The 17,365-nt window shown below is 42.1% G+C and carries 17 protein-coding genes; 8 read left to right on the top strand and 9 right to left on the bottom strand.

The window, feature by feature from the left end:
- Window positions 1-10: 10 nt before the first annotated feature.
- From murG to AC4CU2_RS00695, 3 genes are all read right to left on the bottom strand, one after another.
- Window positions 11-1,108 (bottom strand): undecaprenyldiphospho-muramoylpentapeptide beta-N-acetylglucosaminyltransferase, encoded by a 1,098-nt coding sequence (gene murG, locus AC4CU2_RS00705; RefSeq protein ID WP_234954634.1) that lies wholly within the window; start codon window positions 1,106-1,108, stop codon window positions 11-13.
- A gap of 480 nt (window positions 1,109-1,588) precedes the next feature.
- Entirely contained in the window at window positions 1,589-2,533 is a 945-nt protein-coding gene (gene gshB / locus AC4CU2_RS00700; RefSeq protein ID WP_291389356.1) for a glutathione synthase, read from the bottom strand.
- A 215-nt stretch (window positions 2,534-2,748) separates the two neighbouring features.
- Window positions 2,749-3,231, bottom strand: coding sequence for a glutathione peroxidase (locus tag AC4CU2_RS00695; protein WP_333656816.1), 483 nt, complete (start codon window positions 3,229-3,231; stop codon window positions 2,749-2,751).
- Window positions 3,232-3,412: 181 nt separating this feature from the next.
- Between AC4CU2_RS00695 and AC4CU2_RS00690 the strand changes: the two genes are divergently transcribed.
- The 4 genes from AC4CU2_RS00690 (at window position 3,413) to AC4CU2_RS00675 (ending at window position 7,534) form a co-directional block, all read left to right on the top strand.
- Window positions 3,413-3,865, top strand: a complete 453-nt coding sequence (locus tag AC4CU2_RS00690; RefSeq protein ID WP_094148488.1) for a MarR family winged helix-turn-helix transcriptional regulator — start codon at window positions 3,413-3,415, stop codon at window positions 3,863-3,865.
- Window positions 3,866-4,063, top strand: coding sequence for a DUF3565 domain-containing protein (locus AC4CU2_RS00685; protein WP_159152743.1), 198 nt, complete (start codon window positions 3,866-3,868; stop codon window positions 4,061-4,063).
- A 199-nt stretch (window positions 4,064-4,262) separates the two neighbouring features.
- Window positions 4,263-6,497, top strand: a complete 2,235-nt coding sequence (locus AC4CU2_RS00680) for a TonB-dependent receptor (protein ID WP_395475261.1) — start codon at window positions 4,263-4,265, stop codon at window positions 6,495-6,497.
- A gap of 188 nt (window positions 6,498-6,685) precedes the next feature.
- Window positions 6,686-7,534, top strand: a complete 849-nt coding sequence (locus tag AC4CU2_RS00675; RefSeq protein ID WP_395475003.1) for a methylated-DNA--[protein]-cysteine S-methyltransferase — start codon at window positions 6,686-6,688, stop codon at window positions 7,532-7,534.
- 49 nt (window positions 7,535-7,583) lie between these two features.
- Here AC4CU2_RS00675 and pyrE read toward each other — a convergent pair whose 3' ends face one another.
- Complete coding sequence (pyrE, locus tag AC4CU2_RS00670) at window positions 7,584-8,234, bottom strand: orotate phosphoribosyltransferase (protein ID WP_183173466.1); 651 nt, start codon at window positions 8,232-8,234, stop codon at window positions 7,584-7,586.
- A 39-nt stretch (window positions 8,235-8,273) separates the two neighbouring features.
- On the opposite strand from pyrE, the gene AC4CU2_RS00665 reads away from it, so the two are divergent.
- Together AC4CU2_RS00665 and AC4CU2_RS00660 are read left to right on the top strand one after the other, a co-directional pair.
- Window positions 8,274-9,092: an exodeoxyribonuclease III gene (locus AC4CU2_RS00665; protein WP_333654258.1), complete on the top strand. Its 819-nt coding sequence runs from the start codon at window positions 8,274-8,276 to the stop codon at window positions 9,090-9,092.
- Window positions 9,093-9,544: 452 nt separating this feature from the next.
- Window positions 9,545-9,916 carry a Spx/MgsR family RNA polymerase-binding regulatory protein gene (locus AC4CU2_RS00660; protein WP_395475002.1) on the top strand — a complete coding sequence of 124 codons (372 nt, stop codon included), beginning with the start codon at window positions 9,545-9,547 and terminating at the stop codon, window positions 9,914-9,916.
- Window positions 9,917-9,938: 22 nt separating this feature from the next.
- On the opposite strand, the gene AC4CU2_RS00655 is transcribed toward AC4CU2_RS00660, so the two are convergent.
- Together AC4CU2_RS00655 and AC4CU2_RS00650 are read right to left on the bottom strand one after the other, a co-directional pair.
- Window positions 9,939-11,161 (bottom strand): IS3 family transposase gene (locus AC4CU2_RS00655; RefSeq protein ID WP_395475001.1). Its coding sequence is split into 2 segments (ribosomal slippage): window positions 9,939-10,825 and window positions 10,825-11,161, totalling 1,224 coding nucleotides; the frame shifts between segments, so codons are not numbered across the junction.
- 97 nt (window positions 11,162-11,258) lie between these two features.
- A complete protein-coding gene (locus AC4CU2_RS00650) occupies window positions 11,259-11,696 on the bottom strand; it encodes a DUF2147 domain-containing protein (RefSeq protein ID WP_004691748.1) in 438 nt (145 codons plus the stop codon).
- Between the two features lie 155 nt (window positions 11,697-11,851).
- Between AC4CU2_RS00650 and AC4CU2_RS00645 the strand changes: the two genes are divergently transcribed.
- Entirely contained in the window at window positions 11,852-12,763 is a 912-nt protein-coding gene (locus tag AC4CU2_RS00645) for an alpha/beta hydrolase (RefSeq protein WP_058870520.1), read from the top strand.
- Between the two features lie 70 nt (window positions 12,764-12,833).
- Here AC4CU2_RS00645 and AC4CU2_RS00640 read toward each other — a convergent pair whose 3' ends face one another.
- Window positions 12,834-13,400, bottom strand: coding sequence for an FMN-dependent NADH-azoreductase (locus AC4CU2_RS00640; RefSeq protein WP_039890677.1), 567 nt, complete (start codon window positions 13,398-13,400; stop codon window positions 12,834-12,836).
- Window positions 13,401-13,646: 246 nt separating this feature from the next.
- On the opposite strand from AC4CU2_RS00640, the gene AC4CU2_RS00635 reads away from it, so the two are divergent.
- Entirely contained in the window at window positions 13,647-14,882 is a 1,236-nt protein-coding gene (locus AC4CU2_RS00635) for a GGDEF domain-containing protein (RefSeq protein ID WP_395475000.1), read from the top strand.
- Here the strand turns inward: AC4CU2_RS00635 and AC4CU2_RS00630 are convergent.
- Window positions 14,879-15,517 (bottom strand): glutathione S-transferase family protein, encoded by a 639-nt coding sequence (locus tag AC4CU2_RS00630; RefSeq protein WP_395474999.1) that lies wholly within the window; start codon window positions 15,515-15,517, stop codon window positions 14,879-14,881. The two genes, AC4CU2_RS00635 and AC4CU2_RS00630, sit on opposite strands and share 4 nt — an antisense overlap.
- A gap of 18 nt (window positions 15,518-15,535) precedes the next feature.
- Window positions 15,536-17,362 carry a protein-disulfide reductase DsbD gene (dsbD, locus tag AC4CU2_RS00625; RefSeq protein WP_395474998.1) on the bottom strand — a complete coding sequence of 609 codons (1,827 nt, stop codon included), beginning with the start codon at window positions 17,360-17,362 and terminating at the stop codon, window positions 15,536-15,538.
- Window positions 17,363-17,365 lie beyond the last annotated feature (3 nt).

The following is a 17,365-nucleotide window of genomic DNA, read 5'->3' as shown; positions in this document are numbered from 1 at the left end:
AATACTCGGTTTACAATGCTTGAATTAAACGAACCACATGTTGGGTTGCATCGGGTTGTGCTTGCTGACGTGCTTTCACTGCCATTTCAGACAATAACTGACGGTTCATCAAGGGTAATAATAATTCTTTTAAACTCTCGGGCGTCATGCTTGCTTGTGGGCAAATTTTGGCTGCACCGATATTGGCTAAAAACTTTGCATTGGCCGTTTGGTGATCATCCACTGCACTCGGCAGCGGAACAAACACCGCAGCCACGCCAGCAGTCGCGATTTCGGTCACGGTTAACGCCCCAGCACGGCAAATAATTAAATCGGCATCGCTATAAGCTTTGGCCATATCTTCAATAAAAGGGTGGACTTCAACCTGAAGCTGCTCAGGGGCATCGGCATAACGCGCTTGGGTCGTATCTGCATGGTTTTGACCACACTGATGATAAACGCTTAACGGCACATTCAATTGCTTCAATGCTTCAGGAACACGCTCATTTAACGCTTGTGCACCCAACGAGCCACCCACAATTAAAACTCGCAGTGGCAGACCTGCTTTTTCACGTTCTTGATAACGCCAAGACGGATTTAAAATTTCCGTAATCTCTTTGCGGACGGGATTACCCGTGGTCACAATTTTATCTTGTGCAGCAAAGGTATTTGGAAATGCCTGACACACTGTTTTGGCAATACGTGATAACTGCGTATTGGTAAAACCCGCAATCGCATTCTGCTCATGAATAATCACAGGAATACCCAGTGCACGCGCAGCCAATCCACCTGGCCCAGCGACATACCCCCCAAAGCCCGCGACGGCATCGACTTTGAGCTGCTTCATGTAACGCATTGCACTTAAAGTGGCTTTTAAAATTTTAAAGGGTGCCAATACTTTGCGGACTAAGCCATTGCCGCGCACACCTTGAATATCAATTTGATAAATTGGGATATCATGATTTTTAAGCAGGCGATTTTCCATACCTGTAGGCGTAGCAAGCCACGAGACTTGGCAGCCTTGTTGCTGTAATTCCTTAGCCACAGCAAGTGCTGGAAAAACATGCCCGCCCGTTCCGGCAGCCATCATCATTACATGTTTCGGCTTTGTTTGTGTTGCTTCGGTCACAGTCTAATTCTTCAATTCTAAAAATATGGAAACAAAATTCAATTTTAAGCGATCAATTGTAATCACAAACGCATAACCGCGAAAGATTATTTACTTTTTTTCAACAGGCATTTGATTGTTTTTTTCTACTGATTTTCAAGTTTAAACTAGATTTGTTATCAGATGTGCATTTTTACTCAAACTACAGCACACAATCAGGCTCGACAGCGCAATTGGCGATATTTAAAAATAAAACTATGAAGCTGATTTGAATCAAATATTTAACATCATTCTAAAGCCCAATTCACTTCATTTTAGCGCTTAGAAATACAATCTGAGCGCATACATTTGAGTAGGATGAAAATTTGTAGTGTCTGGCAACATAATCCGCTTTATTTTCAACCAAATTGATACACTTTGCAGCAAAGTACAGCTCTATTTCAAAACCGACCACAACCATGAAAGAAAAAAGGAACCATTTCAGGTTCCTTTTCTGTCGTTTTAGCTGGCTTTGCCTGCTTCTAAGATATCAAATAAAGTATCGGCAATCGAGGTACCAAATTGCGCATCAATCTCACGAATACAGGTTGGACTGGTGACATTAATCTCGGTCACATAGTTGCCAATTACATCAAGTCCAACAAAAACCAAACCTTTTTCACGTAAGAAGGGTCCCACTTTTGCAGCAATCGCCTTGTCGTTTTCAGTCAAAGGACGTGCTTGACCCAAACCACCTGCGGCCAAATTCCCACGGACTTCGCCGTTTTGTGGAATACGCGCCAAACAGTACGGAATAGGTTCACCATTGACCAGCAAGATACGTTTATCCCCTTCCACAATTTCAGGAATATAACGCTGCGCCATAATCGGACGTGTGCCCATTTCCGTCAACATTTCCAAAGTTGAGCCAATGTTCACACCATCTTGATATAAACGGAAAATTCCCATGCCACCCATCCCATCGAGAGGCTTCACAATCACATCACCATGTTCTTTGATAAATTCACGGATCAGGCTTTGTTGTGAAGTCACTAATGTAGGGACTTGCAGTTCGGGGAACTGCGTGGCAAACAGTTTTTCATTACAGTCACGTAAGGACTGTGGTTTATTGATAATCCACGCGCCTTCACGTTCCGCTTGTTCCAAGATATAGGTGGTGTAGACAAAGTTCATGTCGAATGGTGGATCTTTACGCATCAAAATCACATCGTAATCGGCCAAGGACTCTTTTTGCTGTTCACCCAAATCATAATAATGATCGTAATCTTCAAACACTTTTAAGGGAGAAATCAGACCAAAGGCTTTGCCTTGATCGATATATAAATCGTGTTGTAATGCATAACCCAGCTCATGTCCGCGACGGTTTGCTGCCCATAACATGGCCATGGTGGAATCTTTTTTCAGATTCACCGTTTCAATCGGGTCCATCACTACCAGTACACGCATAATTCTCACGCTCAAATTTTTTAAACTTGGCAAAAAGTATAGCGAAGTTTTCAAGTTTGGGTGCAACAAGTTGTGTAATAATTAAAGATTAAAAAATCTATTTTATTCAAATAACTACAACTTCTTGCGGCAACTAATCAGATGCTAACTGCGCGATGCAACAAAGGAAAGTTACATCCATTACCAAGCGACAGCTCCTTTCCACACCTTCTCCATTAAGCCAAAAGGCGTTGAATATCCTTGGCAATTTTTTCAGGTTTAACAATCGGCGCATAGCGTTTCACCACCTGTCCTTTTTGGTTAATGAGAAACTTGGTGAAATTCCACTTGATACTCTGGCTACCTAAAATGCCTTTAGCTTCAGCGGTTAAATACTGATACAGCGGATGCGCTGTAGGCCCATTCACGTCAACTTTGGCAAACATTGGGAAAGAGACTCCATAGTTACGCTGGCAAAAGCTGCCGATCTCTTCATTACTCGCAGGGTCTTGCTGCGCAAATTGGTTGCAAGGAAAGCCTAGAACCAGCAGACCTTGCTGTTGATAGTCCTGATATAACTGCTCCAAACCTTCAAATTGTGGGGTTAAACCACATTGGCTGGCGGTATTCACCACCAATAAAACCTTGCCCTGATAATCGGCCAGATTCTTTTGCTCGCCTTCCAACAGTTCGGCCTGAAAATCATAAATTGTGGTCATTACATCTCTTCCATTCATCAAAATGTCATTACTTAAAGTCGCTTCAAACACTGAATCGACCTCACTCTCAGAATAATATTGCACACAATTAACTTGCGCACAAGATTATTATGTGCAATACACTTTCATCCCTATTTCATTTATACTGCTTTACAGACATTAACACCCAAGGACATGCAACATGGCGGACACCCCACTTTTAGAAAACCGCGTGTGTTTTGCCATGTATTCCGCAACCAATGCCATGGTTCGTCAATACCGTCCACGCTTACAAGTTTACGATCTGACCTATCCGCAATTTATTGTTTTGTTGGCTTTATATGAGCAGGACAATGTGACACTGACCGAGATTGGACAAAAAACCTTTTTTGACTCAGGCACCTTAACCCCGATTATTAAAAAACTAGAAGAAAAACAGTTTTTAAAGCGTGTTGCCGTCAAAGAAGATGAACGTATGAAAAAAGTCGTTCTACTGGAAAAAGCACTGTTAGCCAAAGATAAAATTATGGCCATTCCATTTGAGCTGGCGTGTTCTTTAGGCCTAGATCCCGATGATTTGGCGGCTATCCATCAACTGTGTCAGCGTTTTTTAAATGGCTTAGAACAGCCCCAACACGGCAGTCGAGATACTTAAGTGCAACAAGCGATTGTTGGCTTTCATCTCGATGAAGAACATCATTGGGTGGCGGAGCTTTCCTGTGGCCACACACAACATGTCCGCCATACTCCACCATGGCAAAACCGCCCTTGGGTACAAACTGAGCAAGGACGTCAAGAAAAAATAGGCGTTCTTTTAAGCTGTAAAAAATGCATGGAAAATGCACAAAAATAATTCTTTTACATTTTCTTCAAATTTTAATGCTTATTTATCAATTTTTTAGAAAAATTAAAAAGCCTGTACAGCTGTACTTTTCAACCCAGTAAAACTATGTAGAAAAAATGAATATTACCGTAAGTCTTGTTCATTTTTAGTAAATGATTATACTTCTCATTTTTATTGGCAATTCACTCTCTCCGAGCCTTAAATCATGATGAAATCTTCACCACAGCCGCTTTGTGGTTCTAACCTATTCAAATATAGCCTTCTCAGCTTTATGATTTTAAATGCGCATGCAGCCTATGCGGATGAAGCGACGCTACAAAATAATGAGAACCCCTCCTCGCAAGCGATGACAAACAAATCGGGCACAGCAGCAGTTTTGCCCACCTTAAAAATTGAGGCAATGAGTGAACTTGATCCAATCAAAAGCTATGTCGATTATGATCAGGCCAATGTCACACGGAATGGTTTAAAGAAAAAAGACATTCCTCAAACCATCGACACCATTGATGTACAGAAATATAAAATCTATGGCTCTAACGACCTCAGTGTAATGCTACAAGGCACACCAGGGGTATCCACCAGCTACGATACGCGTGGTGATGGCATTACCCTCCGTGGTTTCTCTGCCGACTCGGGTGATATTTACCGTGATGGTATTCGTGAAAGTGGCCAAGTACGTCGCAACACATCCAACATTGAACGCATCGAAATTTTAAAAGGCCCTGCCTCGGTACTTTACGGTCGTAGTGCTGGCGGTGGTGTGATCAATATGGTGAGTAAATACGCCAACTTTGACTCGAAAAGTTCCGTCGGTACTTACGTAGGCTCATATGATAACTACGGTGCTACCGCAGATATTAACCAAGTGTTGAATGACAATTGGGCTGTCCGTTTAACAGGTGAATACGGTGAAGCGGATAGTTTCCGTTCAGGCATCGACAGTAAAATTGAGATGATCTCGCCAAGTTTCACTTATAAAAATGATGATGAAACCCTCACGTGGACCACACAATATACTTATGACAAATTAAATCGAACCCCTGACCGCGGGCCTTCTTATAGTAACTTACCCGCGGGTGTTTCAATCAAGACTGGCTTTGCTCAAGAAGGCGATTTTATTGAAGACGAATTACAAGTCATTCGTACTGATGTGAAATATCAATATGCGCCAAATTGGAATTTCCACTGGGCGCTCAGCTATCGCCAAGCTTATCAGAACTTTGACAACTTCTTTGGTGGCACCTATTGCAACAATAATCTCACTTTAGAAGCCACACCAAAAGCATGTACTTGGAATGGTTACATACGTCAAAGCTATGCATGGCAAGAAACCATGAATAAGACCATTACCAATACTTTTGATATTTCTGGCTCATTCAAAACTGGAGCTATAGAACATCAGCTCCTCGTCGGTGCAGATGTCAGCCGTGAAGACCGTTCACCAAAACTAGGAAATTACTCAAGTGGTACAGGTGTTCCTCGCTACTATGGTTTTATTAACCCCTACAATCCAGCAGACCAATATAATACGTTACCAAGCTCTGAACGCCTCCCTGTAACCTCGGAAAATCATCACGTAGGTGAGTCAATGGGGTTCTTCGCTCAAGATTTAATTAGCCTGACACCTGAACTCAAAATGATGTTAGGTATGCGCTATGATCAGTACAATTTCAAATCGACCAATCATATCCAGAACCTTTCAAAACAATATGATGATACGACCTTCAGCCCTAATATTGGCTTTGTATGGCAACCATCAGAACAACACAGTTTTTATACTTCATACAATAAAAGCTTCGCCCCTTATGGAGGTCGTGGCAATATTTCTGTTGATGTTAATACTGATCCTAAATACTATGATGCTGAACCTCAATACAATGAACAATATGAAATTGGGGTTAAGAGTGATTGGTTAGACCAACGCTTAAACACACAACTTTCTGTTTATGACATTCGTAAAAAGAATATTCGTTATCAACCTGATTCAAAAGAACAACCTTTCCTTTGGTCCGTAGGTGGTGAACATCAAGCCAAAGGTTTAGAGTTCAGCTTCATCGGTCGTGTACTGGACAACGTATTTGTCCGTGGTGGTTATGGTTATACCGATACTGAAGTGAAAAAGGATAAGGAAAAACCAGAGAATGTAGGGAATGCATTAGCAAATGCCTCTAAAAACACAGGCAACCTGTTTGTGCGCTACTTACCTACAGAAAAACTCTACGGTGAAGTTGGTGTGACTTATGTGGGCTCTTATTACACAAACATCAATAACTTGACCAAGATGGATGGTTTCAATCGTGTCGATGCAGCCATTGGTTATAATGCTGATCCATGGAACTTGACCTTAGCTGTCAGCAACTTGACCAATAAAGAATATTGGCGTTCGAACTCTATGCCTGGTACACCACGTAGCTTCCTCATGCGTTTGAACTACCAGTTCTAAACCCCTTTAGTTAAAACGCCATCTCAAGCGGAACAGGTCACTGTTCCGCTTTTTTATGCTTATCAAGGGACGATTATGCCAATCAATAAATGCTTTGAATCTTTTGTTATAAAACGCAAGAAACGGATTTTCAGGCCTGACTGGATTTGTTAGTGTTTTCTTAAGTTAAATGATTTCCACGAGTAATCATGACAGAACATAGCAATTACGCACGTGTGGCAAAGGCAATTGAATACATTGAACAAAACTTCAAACAGCAACCCAGTTTGGCTGAGATTGCTGAACACGTGCATTTAAGTCCTACACATTTTCAGCGTATGTTTAGCGAATGGGCTGGTATTAGTCCGAAGAAATTTCTGCAATACATTAGTGTGGAATATGCAAAGTTAGTTTTGAAAAATCACACAGAAAATAATATTTTTGCAGCAACTTTTGACACTGGCCTTTCTAGTACCAGCCGATTGCATGATTTATTTGTCCAAATCGAAGGTATGACGCCCGCAGAATATAAACATGGCGGTGAAGCACTCCACATTCACTATAGCTTTGCCGAGACCATTTTTGGCTCCGTCATTATTGCCTCGACCCCTAAAGGGATTTGTCATATAGCCTTTACCGAAGCAGATCGGGATGCATTGGCCTATCTGAAAAAACAGTTCCCACGTGCGACATTTATTGAAGATCAGGATGAATTACAACGCAAAGCACTCGCGATTTTTCAGCAAGATCAACACAGCCTATCAGAGATTAAACTGCATCTGAAAGGCACCGACTTTCAGCTCAAGGTGTGGCAAAGTCTGCTCAAAATTCCCATGGGGCAGCTCAGCAGTTATGCACATATTGCCCAAGAGATTGGGCAAGAGCGTGCTTCACGAGCGGTCGGAACAGCCATTGGCAGCAACCCCGTTGCCTTTTTAATTCCATGCCATCGGGTCATTCAGTCTTCAGGGCAACGTGGCGGCTATATGTGGGGGACAACACGTAAAACTGCGATAATTGGTTGGGAAGGTGCGCATAGCCAAACGCCAACCGAATGAGAGAGCCAATAAAAAAGGAAGCCGAAGCTTCCCTTTTTTGTTTCAACGCTTAAACGCCATATTTCACGCGATAGGCTTCCATTTTTGCTAAAGCTTCTGTCTCACCTTTAGCCTCTAAATAATTCATCAAATCTTTCATGGTCACCAATGCATGTACTGGAATTTCAAGTTCTTTTTGCACTTCTTGAATCGCAGACAGCTCACCTTGACCTTTTTCTTGACGATCTAATGCCACCAACACACCTGCAATCTGCGCACCTGCATTTTTCAAAATGGTGACTACTTCACGGATCGCTGTGCCAGCAGTAATCACATCATCAATAATCCAGACTTTTTTGCCTGCAACGGATGCACCAACCAAGACCCCGCCTTCACCATGATCTTTGGCTTCTTTACGGTTAAACCCCCAAGGCACACTCACCCCATGATTTTGTGACAAGGCCACCGCTGTTGCAGCAACAAAAGGAATCCCTTTGTACGCAGGACCAAAGACCACCTCAACATTGTTGCATTCTGTCAGTTTAGTTGCATAGCCAGACGCCAGTAGTGACAAGGCTTCGCCGTCATTGAGTAGGCCTGCATTAAAAAAATAAGGACTCACACGACCCGATTTTAAAGTAAACTCACCAAATTTAAGCACGCCACGTGATAATGCGAGTTCGATAAAAGCTTGAGGGTTAAATGTCGCTTGCGTTGTCATGCGGTGCTCCGTATTTTCAAATTGAGGTAAGACTTGCGCATGATACCAAAGAGTAGCTATCCAAGTGATCAAAAAATTTTACGTGTGGTTTCAATTAACGTAAATGGTCTACGTTCTGCAGAAAAAAAAGGGATTTTTGATTGGATTGCCACATCAGATGCCGATGTGATTTGCATGCAAGAATCTCGCATCACCCACGAACAATGGACCGATAAATTTAAACCTGAAGGCTGGCATACCCACCTGTTCCCTGCTGAACGTCCAGGGTATGCTGGTACTGCTATTTATAGCCGTTTACCGTTTGTTTCAGTTACTGATGGGCTTGGTTTTGAATTGGCTGATTCTCAAGGCCGCTTTATTTCGGCTGAGTTTGACTTAGGCTTAGACCAAAACGTGCATATTTGCTCACTCTATTTACCATCGGGTTCTTCTGGTGAAGAAGCACAAGTCCGTAAAGATCACTTCTTAGACGAATACAAACAAATTTTGCAACAATGGCGCGATGAAAATAAATCCGTGATTGTCTGCGGTGACTACAACATCGTACATAAACGCATCGATATTAAAAACTGGTCAGGCAATCAAAAGGCCTCAGGCTGCTTACCGCACGAACGCGCTTGGCTCGATCATATTTATGATGAACTTGGCTATGTCGATACTTTCCGTGAAGTACGTCCAGAGGCTGAGCTTTATTCGTGGTGGTCAAACCGTGGACAAGCTCGTGCCAAGAACGTGGGCTGGCGCATTGACTATCAGGCTTGCTCACCTGACTGGAAAGCCCGCACAGTCAATGCTTGGGTCTATAAAGAAACATGGTTTAGCGACCATGCACCTGTCATTATTGACTACAAAATCTAGAAAAATTTAAGTATTTAGTTCATACTCAGTGAACAACCGTTTACTGAGTATGAGTTTTTAACCTACATTATCTGCCGTTTTTTGAGTCTTTTTCTGATCAATCAATCAGTGCATTATGTTTCCACGGCAAAGGGACGATGTCAGAATGACAGCACAAGGACAGGACGCCGTAGGATGAAATTAAAACGAACTATGGATATAGTTGGTTTTCAAGGATGTGACAATGGACGTTGTAATGAGACCCGCATGATCAGGATGATTAAATGCGGGTTTTCTCTTTTTTAGTCTCTGCTTTTTTAATGCTTCTTCTTTTTATATTCTATTTTTCTTTGATTTAATTCTAAAACGCTTTTATGACAAGACGATGACGCTGTTGGCTTAAATCGCGACACTAGAGCTGCTCTGCTTTTTCCGTTACTCTAAACCCAGCTTAAAATTTAGAAGGGTTTTCCATGTTAAACGTGTATGGCATTAAAAATTGTAATTCAATGAAAAAAGCATTCGACCTACTGAATGAGTTAGGTTTAGCGTATGAGTTTCATGATTATAAAAAACAAGGCATTGATGCTGCGACTGTCAAAACATGGCTCGATCAGATTGGGGCAGATCTGGTCCTGAATAAAAAAGGCACCACTTGGCGTAAGTTGACTGAAGCAGAACAAGACACTGCTTTAGCTTCAGAGCAAGGACTGATTGAAGCTCTCACGACCCATCACAGTCTCATCAAGCGCCCCGTGATTGCAACCCCGAATGGTTTTATTGTGGGGTTCAATGAAGATGCAATTCGCGCCCTAAAGGCATTGTCTTGTCCTGAAATAGATTGACAGTATTCCACTTCAAACCGAGTTAAGCAATTAGCTCGGTTTTAGTTTGTTCATACATCTGATTCGGGGTGTTCATATTTAAACTTAAATGTGGTCTATAGTAATTATAAATCATGATAGATTCCGTAATTAAGTGATCTAACTCCTTCATGGTTTGACATCGTGTAGTTAAAAACTCCTGCTTTAATATTCCATTAATCCGCTCTGCTAATGCATTTTGATAACAGTCTCCTCCATCTGTCATGGAAGGACATATCCCATAATGGCGCAATGCCGATTGATATAGCTCAGAGCAATACTGAGAGCCTCTGTCTGAATGATGAATCATCCTAGTCGCTCGATCCGTCACATGCTGCATCGCCATATGTAGAGCCTGCATAACATTCTCCGCACGCATATCATTCGATAACTTATAACCTTTAATCTGACGGGTATAAGCATCTGTCACCAATGATAAATAATGTACGCCTTCAGCACTCTCAACATAAGTAATATCACTAACAAAGACTTCGTTGGCTTGCACTGCTGAATAATCCTTTAATAAATTTGGATGCTTCTTCATCCAATGCTTGCTATCCGTAGTTTTTGTATAGCGACGCTTGGGGTGAATCAATAAATTATTTTCTTTCAATATTTTAAATAACTGATCCCGTCCACACTTTAAACCACGCTGCAACAATTTGCCTTTAATAAGCCAATACAGCTTACGTGTTCCGATACTTGGCATGAGACAGCGATACTCCATAATCAACTCGAGTATTTGTTCGGTTATTTGTGCAGTCATTTGAGCACGTTTTTCTGCTTGATAATAAGCTTGTCGAGTGATTCCTAACCACTGACAATAACGTGAAACGCTTAGTCTTCTTTGGCTTTGCCAATCTTTGAAACGTGCTCGGTATACTTTTTTCCAAGATCAGTCCCACACTCTTTATCAATGTGATAAATCACATCCTGTATAAATTCAGTTTTGAGCTTTTCTGCGGCTAACTGTTTTTCTAATTGGCGGATTCGTTGTTGGGGTGTCAATTGACGTTTAGAAGAAGTCGGCATATTCGAAGTCCAATCTTGTTGTCCGTGCTTGCGTAACCATACCAGCACAGTTGATCTTCCTTGAATACCATATTTTGCCTGAGCTTGTTTATAAGTAATTTGCCCTTTTTCTACTTCATGTACCACCATCATTTTAAAGGCCAAGCTATAATCACGTTGTGTACGTTTAACTCGTTGTTCTCGTGCATGTTCCATAAAATAAGTCTCTTAAGGTGTAAACTTATTTCAGGACGGGACACATAACAAAAACAAAAAAGCCGAGCAATTGCTCGGCTTTTTTTGTTGGATGAGATTAGTTCGCGCGAATCCAAGTTTGGTTACGGCCAAGTGCAGCCACACCAATATAGCCACGAAGCTCTAGTTTTTTACCACCAGCAGCAATGTTGCCTTTTAATTTATAAGTTTTACCCGTTTGCGGATCTAAAATTGATCCACCTTCATAGCTTGTACCACCCGCGTTTTTCAGACCATGTACAATCGTTAAACCTTTCAACGATTTGTTTTTGTATGGGCCTTCACACTTGGTACATGCATTTTCTTCACCTGGTGTCAAAATACCTTGAATACTCGCAGTTAAAGTTCCATTTTTTTGCTCAGTGAATTTAACCAAGGCTTTCGCTTGTTTAGTTTTGTCATCAATCGTTTTCCAAACAGTGCCATTCAGCGGATCTGCTGCATGAGCTAGAGCGGTTAATCCTAGTACGCTTAACGCAAGTGCAATTTTTTTCATTTTTGTCATTTCCCTAGTCTAGTATAGACGACTATCATTATTAAAAAGTCACAACAATTTTTCAATTTTTCAATGTGACCAATTAGTGTAACCTTGTAAATTATGTTGGTAAATACACAAACTCAAGGTAAAACAAATAACAAAATGGAATAACTATGAAGATTGCCGATCCATGGAAACAAATCATTACAGAGCAGTTTTTAAAAACCACGATTCGAACCCCAAGTCGCTTTAGTCTCCCACCCAGTAGTCAGCGTTTTCTTCTTGAACAAATGTGTCGTGCCTTTCCACTCAATAAGTCGATCCAGATTCGTCCTCTACGTCTTGCAGGCCTGCGTGCGGAAGAGTTAAAACCTGAAACTGAAGCCACTCAGCTCATTTTGCATATTCATGGTGGAGCTTTCTTTTTAGGTTCAATGAATACCCACCGTGCGTTTGTCTCAGACCTTGCAGCCAGTACACAAATGCAAGTCATTCACCTTGACTATCCTTTGTCACCCGAACACCCCTATCCTGAAGCCATTGATGCGCTGTTTGATGTTTATCTGCTGTTATTGGAGCAAGGGATACAAGCCAAAGATATTATTTTATCAGGGGATTCATGTGGTGCAAATTTAGCGCTAGCCTTGGCGCTGCGCATTCGTGATGAGCAACGCCCTCAAGTCAGTGGGCTGATTCTGCTTTCGCCATTTTTGGATTTAAGCTTAACCAGTGAATCTATTCGCTATAACAGCAAGCTCGATGCACTGTTATCCATCGAAGCCCTTGAAACAGGCATCGACTATTATGTTCCAGAGCAAATCGACCCCGCCGACCCACTCGTTTCACCCTTATTTGATGATTTAGCAGACCTCCCGCCTACCCTTGTACAAGTCGGTTCGAAAGAAATTCTCTTGGACGATGCCCAGCGGTTTAGAGATAAAGCGACCAAGGCAGGTGTAGATGTGACATTTAAACTATACACAGGCATGTGGCATAACTTTCAAATGTTTAATGCATGGTTTCCAGAAGCTAAAATGGCGTTGCATGACATAGCAACGTTTGCTCAAGCGCTCGACCAAGACTAGACACATCCTGCATAAAAAAAGGTCAGCTTAACGCTGACCAAATGAGGAATCATGGAACTACAGTTATTGTTTAAATCGCTTGCACCTGTGCTAAAGCTGCTGCAATGGCTTTATCTTTCAGCTCTGGCCCCATATTCACGCCTTCAGCACGAATGATTTCAACATCGGTCACACCGGTAAAATTAAAGACGGTTTTTAAGAAGCCTTCTTGGAAGTCAACAGGACTATTTTCACCATAGACACCACCGCGACTACTGGCAATATAGGCTTTCTTGTCACCAGCCAAACCGACCGGGCCATTTTCAGTATATTTGAAAGTACGACCTGCAACACTAATGCGGTCAATCCATGCTTTTAAAGTCGAAGTAATCCCGAAGTTATACATCGCTGCACCAATCACCACAACGTCCGCATCTAAGTACTGTTGAATAATACGTTCGCCCAGAGCCGATTGTTCTGCATTTTGACCCATTAAAATTTCTGCGTCTAAATGTGGAATCGGTTGCGTTGCCAAATCCAAATATTCAACCTCAACTTGCGCATGCTTTTCGCTGAGTTGCGAAACAATCGCTTGGCTCAACTGACGAGACACAGAAGCATCCGCCATAATACTTGAATCAATATGTAAAACTTTCATGGGATGTTCCAACATAATCTTTATTGAATAGTTGCATTTTAAAATAAGATTATCCTTAGAATAATAGGCCTATTCAAAACACTATGTTCTAAAAATAGAATGGTCTTTCCCTTCTGAGCTACATGCTCAGTTCGTCACCTTTGATACCGTCTTTTTATAAGATTGTGATATGTTGAAAGCAATGTATAAGAAATCAATCACATTATTTAAAAAATAAAGCGGATATATCAAGGATGAAACGATTGAATGAGTTCATGGTTCTCAATATCTAAACAGCTAAGCAACAGCAAACTTTCTCATTATCTACTTGAAGAGGAAGTGATTATGAACTGGGATACCTTGAAAAAGTGTATTTTAATCCTTGTTCTCGGCTGTTGTGTCAATTTGATCTGGTTAGTTTGGGAGACTTTTGTACTGTTCAACTCAGAATATTGGCATGTCGTTAATGTTCAGCTTTTGCGCCATAAATTGGTTATTAATTCCATTTTTTTCATCACGTTATTGGGTTTGATTTACCCTTGCTATGCCCTACAAAAACAAGCTTGGGTACAACGATTCCTCCCTTATATTGCGATTGGAATTTTAATCATCTCACTTTGCTATAACGGTTATATGATTGGGGTGTTTAGCCCTGTCACTATGGTGGTCTATATTTGTCTGATCGCTGTCGGTTTGGTGTTGTTTGAGCGAAAGATCGTGTATGCGATGCTAATTCCTGCGACAGGCTTCTTAACCTTCTCAGGCTACCTCAGTTTTATTGATGTGATTCCTTATGCTCCTATTTTTCAGATTGATGGCCAACTCTTTCTCAATGGGTTTTGGCTCCTATCGATGCTGTATTTCGTTATTCCCATCCTAATCACTTGTCTGATTTTATTTGAAATTTTACTTAGCCAATGGCGACATCGTGAACGACTCATTCAACATTTAAGTCAGATCGACCCACTAACCAATACATTTAACCGTCGCCATATTAGCCAAAGTTTGGAGTATTTGCATCAGCAAGATCCGCAGAATCCCTATGCGGTTATCCTCTTAGATCTCGATCATTTTAAAAGCATCAATGACCAATTTGGACATCATATGGGAGATAACGTGCTCATCGCTGTGAGCCAACAATTAAATAACCAGATACAAGACCATGACCTAGTGGGGCGCTTTGGCGGAGAGGAGTTTATCCTTATTTTAAAACATGCTTCACTCTCTAAAGCCCATCAAATTGCGGAACGTTGTCGTTCAGCCATCGAGGCTTTAGTCATTAACAATGATGAAGGCCAATCTATCCATGTCACAGCTAGTTTTGGTATTGCACAATCTCACCATGGACTCAGACCTCAGCAAGTTTTGAGTCAAGCAGACAAAGCACTCTATGCCGCTAAAGCCAGTGGACGTAATCAAATCAAATGCTATTTAGAAATCAATCCCGGTGAGCTCAAAGATAGCGCTGCATGTGGTGACACACAGCACATTTCACCTAACTAAACGGCTTCTGCCCGTGCCGCGTCGACCCATTGTATGACCGCAGGATGCTGCATAATGTGTTGCATATACTGCTGGCTGCGTTCAGATACAGGTAGTGCATAACTCTTGAAACGCATCACTACAGGGGCATAGAAGGCATCGGCTATAGAAAAATCACCAAATAAAAAGGTATGCTCATCCGAACGCTGTGCCCAAATTTGTTCAATTCGTTCGACATCTGCTCTTAATTCAGCATGCTGCGCACACAAAGCTAGCCCCTCAGCTATGCTGTACTGCGCCTGAATATTCATGGGGCATAATTGGCGTAGTGCCATAAAACTACTGTGCATCTCACCACTGATACTCCGTGCTTCTGCTCTCAAATAGTCAAGCTTGGGCCACAGGGCTAAATCTGGATTTTGCTCGGCCAAATATTCACAGATGACTAAAGAATCCCAAATTTTAAATTCACCCACATCCAATACGGGCACTTTAGCATTAGCATGAATGTGAGACAGTTGCTCTTTAAAACTGGGGTTTGTCGCATCAAAGCGAACCACTACCTCTTCAAAATCCAGATCAAATGCAGTCAAGACCAACCACGCTCGCATCGACCAACTGGAGTAATTTTTATTGGCAATATATAAACGTTGCATCACCCTTCTCCCTCAGGTTTAAAAACGTTGTAATTGAGCTAAAAGTTCAGCCTCAGTAAATGCACCGGTTAAACGTAAACCACGAATTTCTTGTTGTGAGGCATCTAAGAATAAATAGGTCGGTGGTCCTAAAATATCCCACTGGTTTAAGAGCAGTTGATGGGTTGCATCGTAATGACTCAAATCTAATTTGATCAAATAATACGGCGCAAGCGCTTGCTGTACCGTTGCAGACTTTAATATACGGTGTTCAATCGGCTGACAAGCAACACACCAATCAGCATAGACATCGATAATGATCTTTTGACCTTTTGGTGCTTGTGCCAAGAGCTGCTTAAACTCCGCTGCTGTCGCTGCCACATGCCAACGCGCAGATGCAGCCATTGGTGCTTCAAAGAAACGCTGACTCTGCTGATATTGGCTATAAGCAATGTACGTCCCGCCAATGACTAGAGCCACAATGTACAGCATACGCAATTGTGTTTTATGCCACATCAAACGATACAACACATAAATAATAAAGCTCAAGCCTAGCAGCAGACTCAGTGCTTGCATCCATGTTTCAGAAAGCAAAGGACGCACAAAATACAGCGCTAAAGCCAACATGATGAAAGCAAAGAATACCCGAACCTGATTCATCCACAGCCCAGCACGAGGCAATACCTTAGCACCCAGTACGCTTGCCAATAACAATGGTGTCCCCATACCAAAGCCTAAGGTGAACAGCAAAATGGCCCCTTGCCACTGGCTTTGTGTCTGCGAAATAAACAGTAAAGCGCCTGCCAAAGGTGCCGTCATACACGGTCCAACCAACAGCGCAGAAATCATGCCCATAATCGCAGCACTGATCAGACTTCCACCCTTTTGCATAGACTGGATATGATCAAGTTTATTCACCACGGCTTGCGGCAGTTTAAGTTCAAACAAACCAAATAGATTGAGTGCGAACAAAACAAAAAGAATGCTAAAAGCAATCAGGGTGGATGGCTGTTGTAACCAACGCTGAAAGTTCAAACCTGCAGATGAGGCCACCAAGCCCAAAATGGCATAGACCATGGCCATACTGCACACAAAGACCAAGGCAATCATCCATGCTTTGAGGCCTTTGCTATCGCGAATAATTAAAGAGGTTAAAATCGGCAACATCGGTAAAGAACACGGCGTAAACGCCAGTAATATCCCGAGGCCAAAGAACAGTAATAAACCATAGGCCAACGAGCTTTTGGCTAACTCTTCAGACCAAATTTGATCTTGCGCAGCCATCGTATCAGAAGCTGTTGCGGCGGGTTCAGCAGTGACTGTGGGGTTGATCGGCTCAAATTGCGGATTCGATTGCGCGGCTAAATCTAACAGTCGTTTTGATCCACCTGCTTGGTCTTGTAGGCTGACCAAACCATTTACATCCGTTTTAAACTCAATGCTTTGCGGCGGATAGCAAATACGATCTTTGGCACAGCCTTGCCAAGTCACCTTATAGGTCTGCGAGGCCTGTGTATCTAAGTCAAATTGCACTTGTTGATAATAAACTTGGGTGTGTCCATAGTTTTCATCATACAGATCATGCGCAGGCGGTAGCTCAAGCTTAAGGGGCTGACCCGCCTGTTGCACTTCAAATTTGTGCTGATACAGATAATACTGTTCAGGAATATTCCAGTGCAGTTGAGCCTTATGCTCAGTCGTGGATTCCACTGTAAATGGAAAAGCATCTTCAGCTGAAAGAAGTGGAGTTTCCGCATGAACGTTTAGGATACTGGCCCAGATACACAGATTGATGATCAATACTGACAGCGCCAGATACCACGTTTTGCCGCTCATCCCCTGTTTCAGATGAAGATGCTTTTTCATAAT

The sequence above is a fragment of the Acinetobacter sp. 797_lipA genome, assembly GCF_058243025.1.
This window is presented reverse-complemented; position numbering and strand designations above follow the sequence as displayed.